The 17,662-nt window shown below is 62.2% G+C and carries 18 protein-coding genes; 9 read left to right on the top strand and 9 right to left on the bottom strand.

Annotation, left to right across the window (positions count from 1 at the left end; all coding sequences use genetic code 11):
* Nucleotides 1-45 precede the first annotated feature (45 nt).
* The 4 genes from betA to betI (ABIE33_RS03560) form a co-directional block, all read right to left on the bottom strand.
* The gene (betA, locus tag ABIE33_RS03575) at nucleotides 46-1,695 is read right to left on the bottom strand and encodes a choline dehydrogenase (RefSeq protein WP_429121466.1); all 1,650 of its coding nucleotides are present in this window, start codon (nucleotides 1,693-1,695) and stop codon (nucleotides 46-48) included.
* A 224-nt stretch (nucleotides 1,696-1,919) separates the two neighbouring features.
* Nucleotides 1,920-3,383, bottom strand: coding sequence for a betaine-aldehyde dehydrogenase (gene betB / locus ABIE33_RS03570; RefSeq protein WP_429121464.1), 1,464 nt, complete (start codon nucleotides 3,381-3,383; stop codon nucleotides 1,920-1,922).
* A gap of 1 nt (nucleotide 3,384) precedes the next feature.
* Nucleotides 3,385-4,920, bottom strand: a complete 1,536-nt coding sequence (betC, locus tag ABIE33_RS03565; RefSeq protein ID WP_429121461.1) for a choline-sulfatase — start codon at nucleotides 4,918-4,920, stop codon at nucleotides 3,385-3,387.
* Nucleotides 4,917-5,519, bottom strand: a complete 603-nt coding sequence (betI, locus tag ABIE33_RS03560; protein ID WP_429121458.1) for a transcriptional regulator BetI — start codon at nucleotides 5,517-5,519, stop codon at nucleotides 4,917-4,919. The genes betC and betI (ABIE33_RS03560) overlap by 4 nt, the downstream gene beginning before the upstream one ends.
* Before the next feature lie 145 nt (nucleotides 5,520-5,664).
* Here betI (ABIE33_RS03560) and ABIE33_RS03555 point away from each other — a divergent pair, with 145 nt between their 5' ends.
* Nucleotides 5,665-6,213: an HdeD family acid-resistance protein gene (locus tag ABIE33_RS03555; protein ID WP_429121456.1), complete on the top strand. Its 549-nt coding sequence runs from the start codon at nucleotides 5,665-5,667 to the stop codon at nucleotides 6,211-6,213.
* On the opposite strand, the gene ABIE33_RS03550 is transcribed toward ABIE33_RS03555, so the two are convergent.
* Nucleotides 6,210-6,791: a TetR/AcrR family transcriptional regulator gene (locus ABIE33_RS03550; protein WP_429121454.1), complete on the bottom strand. Its 582-nt coding sequence runs from the start codon at nucleotides 6,789-6,791 to the stop codon at nucleotides 6,210-6,212. The two genes, ABIE33_RS03555 and ABIE33_RS03550, sit on opposite strands and share 4 nt — an antisense overlap.
* Nucleotides 6,792-6,876: 85 nt before the next feature.
* Between ABIE33_RS03550 and ABIE33_RS03545 the strand changes: the two genes are divergently transcribed.
* From ABIE33_RS03545 to ABIE33_RS03535, 3 genes are all read left to right on the top strand, one after another.
* Nucleotides 6,877-7,278, top strand: coding sequence for a hypothetical protein (locus ABIE33_RS03545; RefSeq protein WP_429121452.1), 402 nt, complete (start codon nucleotides 6,877-6,879; stop codon nucleotides 7,276-7,278).
* A 34-nt stretch (nucleotides 7,279-7,312) separates the two neighbouring features.
* On the top strand, nucleotides 7,313-7,750 hold the full coding sequence (locus tag ABIE33_RS03540) for a DUF3995 domain-containing protein (RefSeq protein WP_429121449.1): 438 nt from the start codon (nucleotides 7,313-7,315) through the stop codon (nucleotides 7,748-7,750).
* A gap of 200 nt (nucleotides 7,751-7,950) precedes the next feature.
* Nucleotides 7,951-9,747: an EAL domain-containing protein gene (locus ABIE33_RS03535; RefSeq protein WP_429121445.1), complete on the top strand. Its 1,797-nt coding sequence runs from the start codon at nucleotides 7,951-7,953 to the stop codon at nucleotides 9,745-9,747.
* Nucleotides 9,748-9,802: 55 nt separating this feature from the next.
* Here the strand turns inward: ABIE33_RS03535 and betI (ABIE33_RS03530) are convergent, their stop codons facing one another.
* Nucleotides 9,803-10,390 carry a choline-binding transcriptional repressor BetI gene (betI, locus tag ABIE33_RS03530; protein WP_429121443.1) on the bottom strand — a complete coding sequence of 196 codons (588 nt, stop codon included), beginning with the start codon at nucleotides 10,388-10,390 and terminating at the stop codon, nucleotides 9,803-9,805.
* A 103-nt stretch (nucleotides 10,391-10,493) separates the two neighbouring features.
* Here betI (ABIE33_RS03530) and choX point away from each other — a divergent pair, with 103 nt between their 5' ends.
* Genes choX through ABIE33_RS03515 form a run of 3 tightly spaced genes read left to right on the top strand, consistent with a single transcriptional unit; the run spans nucleotide 10,494 to nucleotide 13,328 of the window.
* Nucleotides 10,494-11,429, top strand: coding sequence for a choline ABC transporter substrate-binding protein (gene choX, locus ABIE33_RS03525; RefSeq protein ID WP_429121440.1), 936 nt, complete (start codon nucleotides 10,494-10,496; stop codon nucleotides 11,427-11,429).
* 2 nt (nucleotides 11,430-11,431) lie between these two features.
* Entirely contained in the window at nucleotides 11,432-12,280 is an 849-nt protein-coding gene (locus ABIE33_RS03520; RefSeq protein ID WP_429121437.1) for an alpha/beta fold hydrolase, read from the top strand.
* Between the two features lie 37 nt (nucleotides 12,281-12,317).
* Nucleotides 12,318-13,328, top strand: a complete 1,011-nt coding sequence (locus tag ABIE33_RS03515) for an NAD(P)H-quinone oxidoreductase (RefSeq protein ID WP_429121435.1) — start codon at nucleotides 12,318-12,320, stop codon at nucleotides 13,326-13,328.
* 369 nt (nucleotides 13,329-13,697) lie between these two features.
* Here the strand turns inward: ABIE33_RS03515 and ABIE33_RS03510 are convergent, their stop codons facing one another.
* Nucleotides 13,698-14,435: a DUF3750 domain-containing protein gene (locus ABIE33_RS03510; RefSeq protein WP_429121433.1), complete on the bottom strand. Its 738-nt coding sequence runs from the start codon at nucleotides 14,433-14,435 to the stop codon at nucleotides 13,698-13,700.
* Between the two features lie 72 nt (nucleotides 14,436-14,507).
* Here ABIE33_RS03510 and ABIE33_RS03505 point away from each other — a divergent pair, with 72 nt between their 5' ends.
* Complete coding sequence (locus tag ABIE33_RS03505) at nucleotides 14,508-15,515, top strand: asparaginase (protein WP_429121430.1); 1,008 nt, start codon at nucleotides 14,508-14,510, stop codon at nucleotides 15,513-15,515.
* Nucleotides 15,516-15,595: 80 nt separating this feature from the next.
* On the opposite strand, the gene ABIE33_RS03500 is transcribed toward ABIE33_RS03505, so the two are convergent.
* Nucleotides 15,596-16,348 (bottom strand): DeoR/GlpR family DNA-binding transcription regulator, encoded by a 753-nt coding sequence (locus tag ABIE33_RS03500; RefSeq protein WP_429121427.1) that lies wholly within the window; start codon nucleotides 16,346-16,348, stop codon nucleotides 15,596-15,598.
* Between the two features lie 93 nt (nucleotides 16,349-16,441).
* Between ABIE33_RS03500 and ABIE33_RS03495 the strand changes: the two genes are divergently transcribed.
* The gene (locus ABIE33_RS03495; RefSeq protein WP_429121424.1) at nucleotides 16,442-16,813 is read left to right on the top strand and encodes a DUF4406 domain-containing protein; all 372 of its coding nucleotides are present in this window, start codon (nucleotides 16,442-16,444) and stop codon (nucleotides 16,811-16,813) included.
* Nucleotides 16,814-16,920: 107 nt separating this feature from the next.
* Here the strand turns inward: ABIE33_RS03495 and ABIE33_RS03490 are convergent, their stop codons facing one another.
* Complete coding sequence (locus ABIE33_RS03490) at nucleotides 16,921-17,652, bottom strand: DUF4198 domain-containing protein (RefSeq protein ID WP_429121421.1); 732 nt, start codon at nucleotides 17,650-17,652, stop codon at nucleotides 16,921-16,923.
* Nucleotides 17,653-17,662 lie beyond the last annotated feature (10 nt).

The raw sequence follows: 17,662 nt of genomic DNA, 5'->3' as shown, positions 1-17,662 counted from the left end.
GCGGCAGTCTATGCAGGCGAAACGCGCCTCGTGGCGCAGGCGATCCTATCTGTCGCTGACGGCCCAGCGCGGGTTGAACCAGGGCTCCTGATTGGACCGGGCAAGCGGCTGCTTGCCGAGGATATGGTCGGCGGCCTTTTCGCCGGTCATGATCGAGGGGCTGTTGAGATTGCCGTAGGTCACGTGCGGGAAGATCGAGGAGTCCGCGACGCGCAAACCGTCGACGCCGATCACCCGCGTCTCCGGGTCGACCACGGCCATCGGGTCGTCCTTGGCGCCCATCCGGCAGGTGCCGCAGGGGTGGTAGGCGCTTTCGAGGTGTTCGCGCAAGAAGGCGTCGATCTCATCGTCCGTCTGCACTTTCTCGCCCGGCTGGATCTCGGGCCCGCGATACTGATCGAAGGCCTGCTGGCCGAAGATTTCGCGGGTAAGGCGCACGCAATGGCGAAATTTTTCCCAGTCCTCCGGGTGGCTCATATAGTTGAAGCGGATGACCGGATCGGCCATCGGGTCGGAGGACCGCAAGCTGACGTTGCCGCGCGACTTCGACAGGTTGTAGCCGACATGCACCTGGAAGCCGTGGCTCTTGGCGGCCGCCTTGCCGTCATAGCTGATGGCGACCGGCAGGAAGTGGTACTGGATATCGGGCTGCTTGACGCCCGGCGCCGAGCGCAGGAAGGCGCAGGCCTCGAACTGGTTGGACGCGCCGAGCCCTCCCTTGGACAGCAACCATTGAGCGCCTGCGACCCCCTGCCAGAACCAGGGCAGCCAGGAATAGAGCGAGACCGGCTTGGTCGAGACCTGCTGGAAATAGAACTCCATATGGTCCTGAAGATTGGCGCCGACGCCGGGTCGATCGACCTTCACCTCGATGCCCATGTCCTTCAGATGCTGCGCCGGGCCGATGCCCGACAGCATCAAGAGCTTCGGCGAGTTGAAGGAGGAGGCCGAGACGATGACCTCGCGGTTCGCCTTGACGATCTCGATCTTGCCGCCGCGTTCGATCTCGACACCAGTCGCCCGGCCATTCTCGATCACGATCTTGCGGGCAAAGCAGCGCAGGAGAGAAACGTTCAGCCGTTTCAGCGCCGGCCGGAGATACGCGTTTGCCGCCGACCAGCGGCGCCCCTGCCACACGGTTTGCTCCATCAGGCCGAAGCCTTCCTGCTTGCTGCCGTTGTAGTCGTTGGTAAGCTCGAAGCCCGCTTGCTGGCCCGCCTCGATGAAGGCGTGGAACAGCGGGTTGGTGACTGGCCCGCGCTTGACGTGCAACGGACCGTCTGTCCCGCGCCAGCCGGTCTCGCCGCCGTGAGAATGTTCCATGCGCTTGAAGTAGGGAAGCACGTCCGCATAGGCCCAACCGCGAGCGCCGAGGTCTTCCCAGCGATTGAAATCCTCGGCATGGCCGCGCACGTAGACAAGGCCGTTGATCGAGGAGGAACCGCCGATGACTTTGCCGCGCGGCGCGGTGATGCGCCGGTTGTTGAGGTTCGGCTCCGGTTCGGAATGGTAGCCCCAATTGTAGCGGTCCATGCTCATCGGCCAGGCAAGCGCCGCCGGCATCTGGATGAACGGCCCGATATCAGAGCCGCCATATTCGAGCACGAGCACCGAATGCTTGCCATCCTGCGACAGGCGGTAGGCGAGGGCCGAACCGGCCGAGCCGGAGCCGATGATGATGTAATCTGCCTGCATAGTCGTGCTCTTTCTCTTGCGTCTCCAAGAAGCGGCCGGTACCGCGACTGCTGTCGCCACCCCTCATTCCTGTGCTCGTCACAGGAATCCAGCCAAGCGACGTCTGTCGCTTGAAAGAATCTCGCGCCACCGACGTGGCGCTGCTGGATCCCCGGAACTCGCTTTCGCTCGCCCGAGGATGAGGGGAGAGTGCAGCCGCTTTCCAGTAGGACGGCGGCTCTCCCTCAATACGGTGCCTGCACCGGGCTCATGCCGACATAGACGGTCTTCAACTCGCTGTAGTGGTTGAGCGCCGCCACCGAATTCTCGCGACCGAAGCCGGATTGCTTGGAGCCGCCGAAGGGGATCTCGACCGGGCAAAGATTGTAGGTGTTGATCCAGAGCGTGCCGGCTTCGAGCTGGTCGACCACGCGGTGGGCGCGGGTGATGTCGGCTGTGAAAACGCCGGCCGACAGGCCGAACTCGGTCGCATTCGCGCGCGCGACGACGTCCGCCTCGTCTTCGAAGTCGAGAACGCACATCACGGGGCCGAAGATCTCCTCACGCGCGATGGTCATATCGTCCGTGACGTCGGCAAAAACGGTCGGCTGGATATAGGTGCCCTCGGCGCTGACGGCGTTCGGAATGCCGCCGCCGGTGACGAGACGCGCGCCTTCGGCTTTGCCCTTTTCGATATAGGAGAAGACCTTGTCGCGCTGCGCGCCCGATACCATCGGACCGAGCTGAGTCGCCTCATCCATCGGATCGCCGATGACGATCGCTTCGGTGCGGGCCTTGAGGCGATCGAGGAACGCATCCTTGATGCCCTTCTGCACGAAGACGCGGGTGCCGTTGGAGCAGACCTGGCCGGTGGAATAGAAGTTGCCGAGCATGGCGCCGCCGATGGCGCTTTCGAGGTCGGCATCATCGAAGACGATCAGCGGCGACTTGCCGCCGAGCTCCATCGTCACATGGCGAAGGCCGGCAGCCGCCGCCTCATAGACCTTGCGGCCGGTCGGCACCGAACCGGTGAGCGACACCTTGGCGACATCGGGATGGTTGACGAGCAGCGGACCGGTCGTGCGATCCCCCTGGATGACGTTGTAGAGGCCCTTCGGAAGGCCGGCCTCAATCAGGATCTCGGCGATCTTCAGGGCGCCGAGCGGGGTGTTTTCTGATGGCTTGAAGACCATGGAGTTGCCAGCCGCAAGCGCTGGAGCGCCCTTCCAGCAGGCGATCTGCTGCGGATAGTTCCAGGCGCCGATACCGACGCAGACGCCGAGGGCCACACGCTTGGTATAGGCAAAGTCGCCGCCGAGCGGGATGTAATCGCCGTTGAGCGCAGTGGCGATGACTCCGCCGAAGAACTCGAAGCTGTCGGCACCCGATGTCGGGTCGGCAACGATCGTCTCCTGGATCGGCTTGCCGGTGTCGAGCGTTTCAAGCTCGGAAAGCTCGCGGTTGCGCTCGCGCATGATTTCGGCGGCGCGCTTCAAGATGCGGCCGCGGGCGGTCGGGCTCATGGCCGCCCACTCCGGCTGCGCGCGCTTAGCTGCAGCAATCGCCTTTTCGACGATCGCGGGCGTTGCCGCATGCAGCCGGGCGATCACCTCGCCGGTTGCGGGATAGATGCTCTCGATGACGGTGCCGGCGACGTCCTCGACATAGTCGCCGTCGATGAAGTGCGAGGCTTGCGGTTGGGCTCTCATGTCATTCTCCCCGCGGGTAGCGTTTGGATTCCTCGAGATTGTCGAGGTTCATGTGGTTGCGCATGTAGCGCTCGGATGCTTTCTGCAGCGGCTGGTGGTCCCAGGGATAGTAGGCGCCGTTCCGCAGCGCCTCGTAGACCACCCAGCGCCGGGCCTGGCTCTCGCGCACGGCGGCATCGAAGGCCTCCATGTCCCAGTGGGCGGCGCACATGTCGCGAAACGCATTCAGCGTTGCCGCCTGCACTGGTGTCTCCGGATTTGCCGCGAGGTTCCTTAGTTCCAGCGGATCGGCTTCGAGATCATAGAGCTGATCCGGGTCAAGCGCGCAGTGGATATATTTCCATTTCCCTTCGCGGATGGCGATCAGCGGCGCGTAGGACGCTTCCGCCGCATACTCCATCAGCACCGGCTCCGTGCGCTCTTCGCCGTTGATCATAGACACCAGACTGATGCCGTCGGTCCAGGGCTTCACTTCGTCCATCGAGATACCGGCAAGGTCGCAAAGCGTCGGCGTCACGTCGAGGTTCGACGTTGGTGCCAGGTGCAGGCCTGGCGTCACGCCGGGGCCGGCGGCCATCAGGGGCACGCGCGCCGAGCCTTCGAAGAAGTTCATCTTGAACCACAGGCCGCGCTCGCCGAGCATGTCGCCATGGTCGGAGCAGAACAGGATCAACGTGTTGTCGAGCATCCGGGTGCGCGTCAGCGTGTCGATGAGTTCGCCGACCTTCTCGTCAAGATAGGAGATGTTGGCGAAATAGGCGCGGCGCGAGCGGCGGATATTGTCCTCGGTCAAGTCGAAATTGACGTAGTCGCAGGAATGCATGATGCGCCTGGAGTGCGGATCCTGATCTTCCTCCGGCAGCATGCCGACCTCGGGCAGAAGATGCTCGCAACCCTCGTAGAGATCCCAGAATTTCTTGCGGGCGACATAGGGGTCGTGCGGATGGGTGAAGGAGACGGTCAGGCACCAGGGTCGTCGGCCGGCATCGTCGTTTTCGCGCGACAGCTGGTAGAGCTTCTGGTTGGCGAGGAAGGCGACCTCGTCATCATATTCCATCTGGTTGGTGATCTCGGCAACGCCGGCGCCGGTGACGGAACCGAGATTGTGGTACCACCAGTCGATGCGCTCGCCCGGCTTGCGATAATCCGGCGTCCAGCCGAAATCGGCGGGATAGATGTCCGTCGTCAGGCGCTCCTCGAAACCATGCAGTTGATCCGGTCCGACGAAATGCATCTTGCCCGACAATGCGGTGTAGTAGCCGGCGCGGCGCAGATGGTGTGCGTAGGTCGGGATCGAGGACTGGTATTCGGCGGCGTTGTCATAGACGCGGGTGCGGCTCGGCAGCTGGCCCGCCATGAACGAGGCGCGGGCCGGCGCGCAAAGCGGCGACGAGGTGTAGTTGTTGCGAAAGCGGGCCGAGCGGGCGGCGAGGCTCTTCAGGTTCGGCGCATGCAGAAATTCCGCCGGGCCGTCGGGAAAGAACTTTCCGTTCAGCTGGTCGACCATGATGATCAGGATATTCGGTCTGGCGGTCATATGGCCCGTCCTTGGCGGTGGAGCTGGTCGAGATGCGAGGTGACGTAGTCTTCCGTCAGCGCGATCGAGGCTTCGATGCCGATCGGCGCGGAGCGCAGACTCTGGCGGATGTAAAGCCCGTCGATCATCGCAGCTGCGCCTTCCGCAATGCGTTCCGCGTCATCGACAGGGCAAAGCACCTTGAGGCTCGCCATCAGATTGGAGCGCAGCCGCCGGGCATAGACGACGAGGAAGCGCCGGACGTCTTCCGAGCGCTGCGCTTCGGAATAAAAGGCGAGCCACGCGGCGATGGTGTCGGGCGCAAACTGGCTGGCCTGAAACGAGACGCGGATCAGCGCGCTCAGCTTCTCGCGCGGCGTTGCCGCTGCGCTCAGCGCCTTCACCGTATCGTCGCGCAGTTGCCTTAGCAGACTGCGCACGGTCTCGATCAGCAATTGTTCCTTGCTGCCGAAATAGTGATGGGCAAGCGCCGGGGAGACGCCGGCGCGGCGGGCGATGTCGGACATGGTGACGGCGAGCGTGCCCTGGTCGCCGATCACGCGCAGCGCCGCATCCACCAGCGCCTTGCGGCGCACAGGTTCCATTCCGACCTTGGGCATTCGTCTCTCCCTTGACTATGGTCAGTTTATTTTTGATTGACTCATCAATCAATAAAAATCTGCGATGTTTTCTCTTTCTTTTTGCAGAGAAATCCGGCTCAATCCGATGGTAGCGTTCTGGATATTCGAAGGACTGGAGGTTGAAATGACCTATGCATTCGATCCGGCTGGCAAGGCGGCGGTTGCCGGCAAATGGGGATGGTTCGTCGCGCTCGGCGTGCTCTTGATCATGTGCGGCGGGCTTGCCTTCGGCAACCTGCTGATGGCGACGGTGGCCTCGGTCTATTATGTCGGGCTGATCATGCTGATCGGCGGCCTGTTCAATCTCGCTCACGCCTTCCAGGTCAAGGGCTGGGACAGCGTGCTCTATTGGGTCTTGAGCGGCGCCTGCTACGCCATCGCCGGGCTCTTTGCCTTCATCAATCCGGTGCTGGCCTCGTCCTTCCTCACCGTCCTGATGGCCATCGCGCTGATCGTTGCCGGTTGCTTCCGCATCTGGGTCAGCTTCAAACTTCGGCCGATACAGGGCTGGGGATGGGTCGCGCTCGGCGGTATGGTCACGCTTGCCGCCGGTCTGATCATTGCCGCCGGCTGGCCGGTCAACAGCCTCTGGATCCTCGGCCTGTTCCTGGCGGTCGATCTGGTGATGCAGGGCCTGTCGCTGATCGCCTTCGGGGTCCTGGCGAAGGGCTAGGCTCCTTGATCGCCGCCCCGCTCAAGAAGCGCTGAAAGCAGCGCGAGCATGTCGGTGCGAAGATCGGCAAGCTCGCCCGAGGCGAGCGCCTCAAGCCCGATCAAGGCGCCGTAGAGAATGTTCGCGCCGCTTCGGCTGGAGGCGGCGAAGAAGCCGCATCGCTCGAACAGTCTCGCGACATAGGCGAGCCGCCGCTGGTCTACGACCTTGAGCACAGCCGCAGCGGCGTCGTCGTACCGCGCCCATTCGCGGATAGCCCCCTCAGCCTGTACTCCGCCATAGGCGAGATTGCGGTCGCCGGTCGCCGCCTCGACCAGCAGTCTCAATTGCTCGCGCCCCGAACCATCGTTTGCTTCCACATCCGCAATGATCGCATCCGTGGCTTGGGCCGCCCAGTGTTCCAGCATCTGCGCCTTCAGATCCGGCACGTCCCTGAAGTGCCAGTAGAACGAACCCTTGCTGACCTTCAGATCGCGCGCGATCGCCTCTGCCCGGATCGCCTGCACGCCGCCGGTCGACAGCGCGCGGAAGGCCGCCTTGACCCAGTCGTCGCTTGAAAGAGGTGTCTTTGTCGCCATGCCGCACCCATACGCCACCGTATTGACTCGTGCAATGAGCATGCGTACATACGCTACCGTATGGTGAGTTTTTGGAGACGACATCATGAACCTTTGGCTTCTTTCGGCAGCCGCGCTTTCCTTTGTGACGACTGGCATTCATGTGCTGGCGGGCGGTCCCGACGTGCATGATCCATTGCTTGCGGCTGATCTGTCGCCGGTTCTCAAGGTCTACGTGTCGCTGCTTTGGCACGCGACATCGGCGGTTCTTGCCGTCAACAGCGTCGCCTTGCTTTGGGCATCGGTCAGCCGTCGTCATCGGCAGGCGCTTGCCGGTGCCGTCGTCGCGCAATATCTCGCCTATGCCGGCCTCTTCATCGGCTACGGGCTCGGCTATGTCGGCACCCTCTGGCAGACACCGCAATGGGCCGTGTTCCTGTTGATCTCCACGCTGGCACTGCTGGGATTGCGGTCAACGCCCGTGAACCTCAGCAAACTGGCCGGCTGAGCACAGCCGCCAGAACCTTGCGATGGAGGATGAAATGTTATCGCTAACGCTCGCTTCGGCGATTTGTCTTGTTCTTTCGGTGATCGCCACCGTTCACGCCTATTGGGCTTGGGGCGGACTCTGGCCGGGTCACGATGAAGCGTCGCTCGCGAAAACCGTCGTCGGCGCGTCCGGCCTGGAGACCATGCCGCCTGCCGGATTGACGGCAATGGTCGCGTTCTTGGTCTTCATGGCAGGCTTGTTGCCGCTGATATTGGTTTCGGGCTCACCGTCGATCTTGCCTGCGAGCTTGGTGTGGATGGGAATGGCGCTGCTGGCTGCAATCTTTCTTGTCCGCGGCGCCCTTGCATTCACAGCCATCTTCCGGCGCCGCCATCCGCAGGAGCCGTTCGCCACGCTCGACCGGTATTTCTACGCCCCCTTCTGCGTGGTCATCGGTACCGGCTACGTCCTCGTTCTTGCTCTCGTCTGAACCTGGCGCGACACAGGGGCCGCAGTTTCGAAAGAACTGATGAAACTACTGATTTTATTAGCAAGTCCGACAATGGTCAGCGCGGGCGGAGCTGTCATATAGCTTTCATCAAAGCTTCATACAGGGGAAAGACTTCGTTGACTCTTGGTCGCCATCCTGCGGCCGTCCGATCGTCCGTTCTCAAGTTTCTGGAGCCCGGCATGTCCGCCGCCCCCGCCGAAATTCTCTCGCTTCGCCGGTTCGGCGACGACCAGATCGTAACGCTTGCAAAGCTTGTGATCGAAAGCGCCTTCCAGCCGATCGTCGAAGCGGCAACCGGTGCCGTCTTCGGCTACGAGTCGCTGATGCGCGGCTTTCAGAAGCTGGGCTTTGCCTCGCCTTTGGAATTGCTCGACAAGGCGGAAGAGGCCGGCCAGTTGCTGGCGCTGGAGCATATGGTCAACAGCCGTGCCGTTGCGGCCTTCGCGACTTTGCCGGAGTTCTCCACCCGCACACTGTTCCTGAATTTCGATTCCCGCCTCGTCGGCGGCGAAGACGCGATCGTCGAGCGTCTCGTCAATCACCTGAAGCGCGCCAATATCGCGCCGTCGTCGCTCTGCTTCGAGCTGTCCGAACGTTTCGACAGCGGCAAGATGCCGGATTTCTCGGCGCTTGTCCGCGAACTTCGGCTCGCCGGCTTCAAGCTGGCCATCGATGATTTCGGCGCCGGCTTCAATGGCCTGAAGCTGCTTTGCGATCAGCCGGTCGATTATGTGAAGATCGACCGGCACTTCATTTCCGGCATCGACGCCGATGCGCGCAAGCGCCACCTTGTTCGCCACACCGTCAACACCGCCCATGTGCTCGGCACTCGGGTCATCGCCGAAGGCGTCGAGACCGAGGCGGAGTTCCAGACCTGTCGCGATCTTGGCTGCGACCTTGTGCAGGGCTATTTCATCGCCCGGCCGACGACGCACTTAAGCGAATTGCAGCCGGCCTATCCGCACCTGGCGTTGAATGGCGGCGGCCACCGCTCGTCGGCGACGCTCGACAGCATTCTAATCCGCAAGCAGATCGAACAATTGCCGACGGTGCGCGAAAGCGACGAACTCGAATCCGCCTTCGATCTCTTCCGCCTCAACCCGCGCCAGCCCTTTTTTCCGGTACTCAACGCCAATGGCGAGCCGCGCGGCATCCTGCATGAGTATCACGTCAAGGAAATGATCTATCATCCCTTCGGCCGCGACCTCCTGAAGAACCGTCTCTACCAGCGCCGCATCTCGCATTTCGCAAGCCCGGCGCCGATCGCCGATCTCGATACGCCGGCCGACGAGATGTTGAAGATCTTTGCCGGCATGGACGGCAGCGACTGCGTGATCCTGACCGAGAATATGCGTTACGCCGGCATCCTGTCGGCATCGTCGCTCCTAAAGATCATCAACGAGAAGCAGTTGAAGACGGCGCAAGAGCAGAACCCGCTGACCGGGTTGCCCGGTAATCGCGCCATCCGTGATTACGTCCAGGATGCGATCCTCGACGGCGACCAGCCCCGCTATTTCTGCTATTGCGACTTCGACGATTTCAAGCCGTTCAACGATACCTACGGTTTCCAGAAGGGCGATCTGGCGATCTCGCTTTTTGCCGCTCTGCTGCGGCGGCATTTCATCGGGGAAGAGAAGTTCCTCGGCCATGTCGGCGGTGACGATTTCTTCGTCGGCATCAGCGGTTGCACCGTCGATGAACTGCAGGTCGTCCTTCACCGTCTGCTTGACGACTTCGCCACCGATGTCCGCCAGCTCTATCTGCCGGAGCATCAGGCAGAGGGGCGTATCAGTGGCCATGGTCGCGATGGCACGGCCAGGGATTTTCCGCTGATGCGCTGTTCGATCGCTGTGCTTGGGCTACCGGAAGGCTTCGTCTTCTCTGACGCCCAGGCCGTCAGCGCCCGCATCGCGGAGATCAAGTCTCGCGCCAAGGGCAGCGCCAGCGGTCTTGTTCTGGAGGCACTGGGCGCTTAGCGACGGGTAGCGAGCAGATTGGCCGGCCATAGAAGGCTGCGGTAGTGCCGCGGCCCTATTTTACCGCTGCCGGCAGACGATGCGCGAGATAGTCGCGCATCTGTGCCAGCGCCATGTCCCGCGTCAGCCCTTCCGATTGGAGCCCAAGCCGTAGCCAGAGGCCGTCGATAAGCGATGTGATCGCGAGCGCGACATCTTCGCACTCGTTCGCGGGCAAAATGTACGCCAGCGCCGACAGCAGGTTTGAACGCATCCTTGCGTGAATGATCTTCTGAATCCGCGCCAATTGTGGTTCGCGCGGCACCTCGGCACAAAGCGACAACCAGGCATGGCAGACGGAAGGCTGGAAGAAGCGTTCCTCGAAATTGGCCTCGATGATTGCGTCTAACCGTTCAAGCGGACTGCGTGCGCGGTTCAGCCGTTTGACCACTGCTTCTTTTAAGGAAGCGTTCGCCTCGCGCATGGCGTGTTCGAACAGTTCCTGTTTGTTGGCAAAATAGTGCAGCACGATGCCCTTCGAGGCGCCGGCATGCGTCGCCACCTTTTCCAGGGTTGCCCCGGCCATTCCCTCTCTCTGCAAGACCTCGAAGGCCGCCCGCCGCAGCTCGTGGCGCCTGATCTCGCTGATCTTCGTCAATCGCATGCATCTTCTCCCAAGCGATTCTCATATTGACAAACTTTCCACGAAGATCAATTGTTGACCGGTAGGTCAATTTAAAGTCCAGCCGGACAAAATGGGGATCGTGATGCTACGTTTGAAGGGCCTGATATCTGTCGCTGCGCTGCTGGCGGCCACGAGTTCCGCCTTTGCCGGTGATCCGCAGGCGTGCAAAAGCGTGCGGCTGGCGGAACCGGGCTGGAACGATCTGGCCTTTACGACCGGCGTCGGGCTGACCTTGCTGAAGGCGCTCGGATATGAGCCGGAAAGCAAGCTTCTCGGCATCGACGTCATCTATACGAGCCTGCGCAGCAACGACCTCGACGTTTTTCTCGGCTACTGGGATCCGGCTATGGTCGCCTACTACAAGCCTTATCGGGAGGACGGTTCGGTCGAGACGGTACGAACCAATCTCGACGGGGCGAAATACACCTTTGCCGTTCCCGACTACGTCTGGGAAGCGGGCGTCAAGGATTTCGCGGATCTGAAAACCTTCGCCGACAAGTTCGAAAGGAAGATGTACGGCATCGAGCCGGGCTCCAATCAGCTGATGCTCGATGCCATCAAGGATCCAGACCTCAGCCTGGAAGGCTGGGAAGTGGTCGAGTCGAGCGAGCAGGGCATGTTGTCCGAGGTGACGCGCCGGGTTCGTGACCAGGCCTTCATCGTGTTCCAAGGCTGGGCGCCACATCCGATGAACAGCGTGTTTTCGATGAAGTATCTGACAGGTGGCGACAAGTTCTACGGTCCGAATTTGGGTGCGGCAACGGTGTCCACCCAGGTACGCAAGGGGTACCTGCAGGAGTGCCCGAATGTCGCCAAGCTGTTGAACAACCTCGTTTTCGACGTCGAATTCGAGAACCGCGGCATGGGCTACCTAATGAATGACGGTCTGTCGCCCGACGAGGCAGGGGTCAAGTCGATCAGGCAAGAACCGCAGCGTCTGGAAACATGGCTCGCCGGCGTGACAACCTACGACGGGCAGCCGGGGCTGACCGCGGTCAAATCCGCGCTCGGTCTTTGATGGTGGTCGATCAGCAATCGTGGGGAGGCGTCAAACGGCGGATAGAACTGCCCGGCGGTCGGCAGTTCGCCTATGTCGACCTGGGACAGGGGCCGGCACTCCTTCTGTTGCACGGCTATTCCGATACGAGCCGCAGTTTCAGCCTGATCGCCTCTAACTTCGGCGGATATCGTCTCATCATTCCGGACCTCGGCGGGCATGGCGGTTCGATGCCCGCCGAGGGGATGGCGGTTGCCGACTTCGCCCGCGATGTCGATTGTCTGATCGATCGGCTTGGCGTCCACGAGTTTGCGCTTGTTGGCCATTCTATGGGAGCGATGATTGCGATCGAGATTGCCGCTCGCCGCCAGCAGGCGGTGCGCGCGTTGGTTCTGCTCTCGGGAAGCCTCAAGCCGGACTTCGGCCCGAGGAAGGATGTGGCCCGAGTCATACGCGCCCTCAAAGACCCGCTTCGTCCCGACGACGCCTTCTTCGATCGCTGGTATGCCTGCAGCCGGCCTGTCGACATGGCGTTCCTGGGGCATCTGCGCCACGAAGCCGCGGCAATGCCGACGACGGTTTGGCGATCGCTCCTCGATGCGCTTGCGGTAACGGACCTCAAATCGCACGCGGCTCAAGTCAAAGCGCCGGTGCTGTGCATCGCCGGGGCACAGGATCCGCTTTTCGGCATCGGAGATCGGCGGGCCCTGGCTGTCGCCTTCGCCTCCGTGCGGTCCATCACGCTCAAGGGCCATGGCCACAATCCGCATTGGGAGAGTCCCGGTGAGGTCGCAGCACTGATCCTTTCGTTTCTTCGCGACGAGCTCGGGCAGCCCGGATCGACATCGGACCTTTCCGCGGCGCCTGGGTAGCGCTAGGTATGGCGCGTGAAACTTGAAGGGTTGCGCCATGCCAATACCGTCTGAAATGACCTTCGTTGATCTTCCATCCCCGGGCGGGCCGGAACATATGGTGCTGTCGAAGGGACCATTGCCGACGCTCAAGGCCGGCGACATTCTGGTGCGTGTCGAAGCGGCAGGCATCAACCGGCCCGATGTGCTCCAGCGCAAGGGCGACTACCCGCCGCCGCCCGGCGCCAGTCCCATTCTCGGGTTGGAAGTTGCCGGCGAAGTGGTGGCTCTAGGCGAGGGGACGCAAGGTTTCTCGATCGGCGACAAGGTCTGCGCGCTTGCCAACGGTGGTGGTTACGCCGAATATGCGGCCGTGCCGGCGACGCAGGCGCTTGCCTGGCCAAAAGGGTATGACGCGGTGAAAGCGGCAGCATTGCCGGAAACTTTTTTCACCGTCTGGGCCAATGTCTTCGACATGGCGGGCCTGAAAGCGGGGGAGACCATCCTCGTCCACGGCGGATCGAGCGGCATCGGCACGACGGCGATCCAACTGGCAAAAGCGTCAGGCGCAGAGGTCTTCGTCACCGCTGGCAGCACCGAGAAGTGCCGGGCTTGCGAGGCGCTCGGTGCAAAGCGGGCGATCAACTATCGCGACGAGGACTTCAAGTCGGTCGTGCTGGAGGAAACCGGCGGTCGGGGCGTCGACGTGATCCTCGACATGGTCGGTGGCCGCTACTTCGACCGCAATATTGGTTCGCTTGCCAAGGACGGGCGGCTCTCGATCATCGCCTTTCTTGGCGGCGCCAAAGTCGAGGCAGCCAATATCGCCCCGATCCTGTCCAAGCGCCTGCATGTCATGGGTTCGGCGCTCCGCCCGCGCACGGCGGCAGAGAAACAGTCGATCCGCGACGGCCTGCTGGCAACGGCCTGGCCATTGCTCGAGGCGGGCAACGTCGCCCCGGTCATCCACGCGGTGCTGCCGTTCGAACAGGTGGCAGACGGACATCGGATGATGGAAGAGGGCGACCACATCGGCAAGATCGTCATGTCCATGCGAGGTTCGTCATGACAATGCGAACTTCGTCATGACCATGCAAAACGCGTCGTGACGGCGGCTTAAGTTACGACCTTCGTTGACCTTGCAATCCCGGGAAAATCTCCTACCTTGCATAAATCGATAACGAACAGAAAGGAAGGTGATCCAATGTCTAATGAGATTTCGGTCGTCGTGACGGGCATGGGAGAGGTGAACACGTCGAGGCAAGCTTCGGCCTGATCCCCGCCTTCCTTCGGGTCCTAAGCCCGGGCCAGCCACTTGGCCAAAACTCAGGGAAGGGTCGCCTCGCGCGGCCCTTTTCCATTTCTAGCCCGCCGTGCATTTCCCACCCTGATCTTCAAATGCATTCTGCGCCGGCATGCCCTCACGCCTGCGATGTCGTCAAAGACCGAAACGCCCGACAGCCGGGATCTTGATGCCCGGTTTGGCAATGTCGAAACCGGCGACGAGGCCGAAGAAATGTAGCTCCAGGCCGCTGCGCACCCCCGCCGAAATGCCCGCGAGGCCATAGAGCGTCGCATGCAGGTCGCGGCCATCGGCGTCGATCTGGAACAGCTTGCCCTCCGGCAGATAGTCACGCCCGACAGCGTCCGGCGGCAACACCGCATTGAGCTCCGGGACCGAGCGCAGCACATGGGCAACGAAGCTGTTGGAGTTCGGCCCGGGCCAGATCCGATAGCCGCCGGCGGATGAGTAGGGGTAGGCAGCAATCGCCGCTTCGATCTTCGGGATCAGTCTGCTCGCTTCCGCGCCGCTGGCGGTCGCAACCAGCCGCGGTTCGTTCGAGTACCAGCGGGCGTCCGCCGGATAGGCGTTCCTGCGGATCGGCTTGCCCCAGCCGACCTTGTCGTAGCGGTTATAGGCCTGGGCGCCCTGTTCCTTGGTGACGATCCAGGCGTGGCTGGCGACAGCACCTTTCATGCCGCCCGTCGTGGCGGAAAAGATGTAGACTGCCGCATCCGGGCTTTGCGCCGGTTTCGGCAGGATGCCTGCGGACGACCAATCGGCATCGCGCCAGCTCTGGGGACGCTCCTTCATGTACCACCATCCGGCAGAGGCCAGAGCCGGCAAGAGGTAGATGACTAGAAAGGCGGCAACGAGCCTGCGGATGAATTTCATGAAAGCCCCGGTTTCCTGTTGTCCGATTCCTGCTAAATGCATGCACCAATCTAGGAAATTTGAGGGCAAGGCATGTCGAATCCCGTTCTCGTCGAAGTCACGCGCGGCAATCTGGTCGAAAGCCGTCACCGCGGCCTGGTTATTGCCGTCGACAGCGAAGGCCGGACGATCTTTTCGTTGGGCGATACCGACAGCGGAGTGTTCCCGCGATCGGCCTGCAAGGCGATGCAGGCGCTGCCGCTGATGGAAAGCGGCGCTGCCGATGCTTATGGTTTCGGTAACAGGGAACTGGCGCTCGCCTGCTCCTCCCATTCGGGCGAGCCGGAACATGTCGCGCTTGCCACGAAGATGCTGGCTGCTGCCGGCCGCGATGTCTCGGCGCTCGAATGCGGCGCTCACTGGTCGTCCGACCAGAAGACGCTGATCGGTCAGGCACGGTCGATGGAGGCGCCGAGCGCGCTTCACAACAATTGTTCCGGCAAACATTCCGGCTTCATCTGCGCCTGCTGCCATTCCGGGACTGAAGTGAAGGGCTATGTCGGTTATGACCACCCGCTGCAGCAGGAAATCCGCGGTGCCATGGAAAGCCTGACCGGTGCGATCCTCGGCCGCGACAATTGCGGCGTCGACGGCTGCTCGATCCCGACCTATGCGGTGCCGCTGAAGGGCCTCGCGCATGGTTTTGCGAAAATGGCGACTGGCGTCGGTCTCGCGCCCGAGCGCGCACGGGCATCGAAGCGGCTGATCGAAGCCTGCATGGCCGAGCCTTTCTACGTCGCGGGCACGAAGCGGGGCTGCACCCGGCTGATGGAAACGGCACCCGGCCGGATCTTCGCGAAAACCGGCGCGGAAGGCGTCTTCTGCGCGGCGATCCCGGAAAAGGGCATCGCCATCGCTGTCAAATGCGAGGATGGTGCCACCCGTGCGGCCGAGGCGATGGTCACCGCCACGCTTGCCCGCTTCTTCCGGGACGAGCCTGACGTGCACGCGGCTCTGATGGCGCAGGCGAATCACACCATGAAGAACTGGAACGGCATCCCGGTCGGTGACGTCAGGGTGACGGAGGCCTTCGCCGCCTGATATTCATTGGAAGAACGCGCGGGGCTGAACCCCGCCCGCGCGTTGTCGCACACGCCCCGCAGCGACCAGTACTCCGCGTCTCACGCAGACAGAAGCGCCATGCCTTTGTCGCGATAGGGGCCGAGAGTATCGCCGTTCATATCTCCCGGCACGATCAGGCCGGCAATGTCTTCGGCGTTGGCGACGTGGTGCGGCGAGGCGGCGTCGAATTTTTCGGCTGTGGCGATGACGAAGGTATCGGCGGCTTGGCCGAGGATGGCGCGCTTGACCGCGGCCTCCTCATAGTCGCCGGTCGAAAACCCGTGAACCGGATGGATCGCCGTGACGCCCAGGAAGAAGATGTCGACACGGATAGCGGCAATGGCCGCCAAGGCGGCGGCACCCGTTGCCACCATCGAGTGCTTGTAAAGCCTGCCGCCGATAAGAATTACATCCGCGTCATGTCTCTCCAGTTCGGCCGCAATGGTCGGGCTGTGCGTGACGATCGTCAGCCGCATCTCGCGCGGAAGCGCTCTGGCGATTTCTGCATTGCTGGTGCCGCCGTCGAGAAAGATCGTTTGCCCCGGGGCGACAAGTCCGGCCGCCTTGTGTCCGAGCCTGCGTTTGACGTCGCTGGCAATCTCCTGACGTGCGGCAAAGTCGGGCAGGGCAGGCACGAGCGGCAGCGCGCCGCCATGCACCCGCTTGAGCAGCCCCTCGGCCGCCATTTCCCGCAGATCACGCCGAATCGTATCTTCGGAAAGGTCCAATTCATCCGCCAGACGCTTGGCGACGATCTCGCCGTCGCGGTTTAGCCGTGCCGAGATCAGCGTCCGTCTCTGTGTGGTCAGCATTCATTCCGCTCCTTGACTCTTCACGATATTGCACGAAGTATTATAAATACTCCAGAATAATCTGGATATATCGTGCAAAAATGAGGAAAAATCATGCTGATCCTGATTGCAGGTCCCTATCGGTCGGGCACTGGCGACGATCTGGCCAAGATGGCGGAAAATCTGAAAAGGCTGGAGGAGCCGTCCTATGCGCTGTTCAAAGCAGGCCATGTGCCAATGATCGGGGAGTGGGTGGCGCTGCCGGTCTGGCATGCCGCCGGCGGCGCCAGGATCGGCGACGAACTCTATGAGGAGATCTTCCATCCCGTCGCTGGACGGCTGCTGGCACTCTGCGATGCCGTGCTGCGTCTGCCGGGCGACAGCAAGGGGGCGGACAACGATGTCCGTATCGCCCGGGAGCGCGGCATTCCGGTCTATTACAGCCTCGAAGATGTGCCCGGTTGCAGCGAGGCGCGGGTCGCCTGAGTGAAAGCAGCCCCGGCGGGTGCAACGCGCCGGGCTGCCGATTGCTGTGGGGATGTCACAAGGCGTGCCTTGTCGCGCTTGTGCCGACTGCCCGAAAAGACGTGACCTTATTCGTGCACGTGCGGCTCGGCGACGAAGGTCAGCGTTGCCGTCAGCCCCTTCTTGTCGGCGGCGGTATCGCCTTCGAGCGGAATTGCGTGGCTGACGGCGAGAATGTTGACGCCGGCATTGCGCAAGGTCACTTCGGTTTCGCCCTTCGCGTCCGTTTTTTCGGAAACGAGCTCCGGCAGTCCGGCGTAGTCGACGGTGATTTCCTTGCCTTCGAGCGGCTTTCCATCAAGTAGCAGGCGGACGCGAAGTTTTTCGCCGGGCTTCAGCCCGATCGGATTGTCGAGCGGCACGATCTGCAGCGGCTGGGCCGGGAACGCCGGCATGTCGCCGTGCACATGCACAAGCGCGATGCTGTATTTCACCGAGTGGCTCGCCTGCTTGGCGCCAGGCACCTCGCTTTTCGGCTTGTTCACCCATTTGCCGTCAGCACCCTCGCTCCAGTAGCCGTTGTCGAATTCGAGCGCGAGCAGGGTCGGCTCGCCATCGAACTTCAGCAGGGCATGGGTGCCGGCCGGCTCGATGGTGACAGGCAGCGCCTTGCCATCCTCGCCGAGGGCAGAAACGGATTTCACCTTTGCCGGATCATAGGCTTCGTCGGCGGGGCCATGGCCGTAAATCACAGCAAGGTCGCCCCAGCGCTCGCCGATCCAGGCGCCATGCGCAAATGCCGGCGTGGCTGCGGTGGCCAGCAGGCCGGCGGCAAGCAGGGAGGAAATGAAGCTTTTCATGAGTAACTCC

The organism is Ensifer sp. 4252 (assembly GCF_050434565.1).
Taxonomy (GTDB): domain Bacteria; phylum Pseudomonadota; class Alphaproteobacteria; order Rhizobiales; family Rhizobiaceae; genus Ensifer.
Note: the sequence above shows the minus strand (reverse complement) of the source record. Positions and strands in the feature narration are given on the sequence as shown.

Bases quoted from the DNA above. Each gene is read 5' to 3' on its own strand.
- betA (WP_429121466.1), bottom strand. From the start codon at position 1,695: ATGCAGGCAGATTACATCATCATCGGCTCCGGCTCGGCCGGTTCGGCC.
- betB (WP_429121464.1), bottom strand. From the start codon at position 3,383: ATGAGAGCCCAACCGCAAGCCTCGCACTTCATCGACGGCGACTATGTC.
- betC (WP_429121461.1), bottom strand. From the start codon at position 4,920: ATGACCGCCAGACCGAATATCCTGATCATCATGGTCGACCAGCTGAAC.
- betI (WP_429121458.1), bottom strand. From the start codon at position 5,519: ATGCCCAAGGTCGGAATGGAACCTGTGCGCCGCAAGGCGCTGGTGGAT.
- ABIE33_RS03555 (WP_429121456.1), top strand. From the start codon at position 5,665: ATGACCTATGCATTCGATCCGGCTGGCAAGGCGGCGGTTGCCGGCAAA.
- ABIE33_RS03550 (WP_429121454.1), bottom strand. From the start codon at position 6,791: ATGGCGACAAAGACACCTCTTTCAAGCGACGACTGGGTCAAGGCGGCC.
- ABIE33_RS03545 (WP_429121452.1), top strand. From the start codon at position 6,877: ATGAACCTTTGGCTTCTTTCGGCAGCCGCGCTTTCCTTTGTGACGACT.
- ABIE33_RS03540 (WP_429121449.1), top strand. From the start codon at position 7,313: ATGTTATCGCTAACGCTCGCTTCGGCGATTTGTCTTGTTCTTTCGGTG.
- ABIE33_RS03535 (WP_429121445.1), top strand. From the start codon at position 7,951: ATGTCCGCCGCCCCCGCCGAAATTCTCTCGCTTCGCCGGTTCGGCGAC.
- betI (WP_429121443.1), bottom strand. From the start codon at position 10,390: ATGCGATTGACGAAGATCAGCGAGATCAGGCGCCACGAGCTGCGGCGG.
- choX (WP_429121440.1), top strand. From the start codon at position 10,494: ATGCTACGTTTGAAGGGCCTGATATCTGTCGCTGCGCTGCTGGCGGCC.
- ABIE33_RS03515 (WP_429121435.1), top strand. From the start codon at position 12,318: ATGCCAATACCGTCTGAAATGACCTTCGTTGATCTTCCATCCCCGGGC.
- ABIE33_RS03510 (WP_429121433.1), bottom strand. From the start codon at position 14,435: ATGAAATTCATCCGCAGGCTCGTTGCCGCCTTTCTAGTCATCTACCTC.
- ABIE33_RS03505 (WP_429121430.1), top strand. From the start codon at position 14,508: ATGTCGAATCCCGTTCTCGTCGAAGTCACGCGCGGCAATCTGGTCGAA.
- ABIE33_RS03500 (WP_429121427.1), bottom strand. From the start codon at position 16,348: ATGCTGACCACACAGAGACGGACGCTGATCTCGGCACGGCTAAACCGC.
- ABIE33_RS03495 (WP_429121424.1), top strand. From the start codon at position 16,442: ATGCTGATCCTGATTGCAGGTCCCTATCGGTCGGGCACTGGCGACGAT.
- ABIE33_RS03490 (WP_429121421.1), bottom strand. From the start codon at position 17,652: ATGAAAAGCTTCATTTCCTCCCTGCTTGCCGCCGGCCTGCTGGCCACC.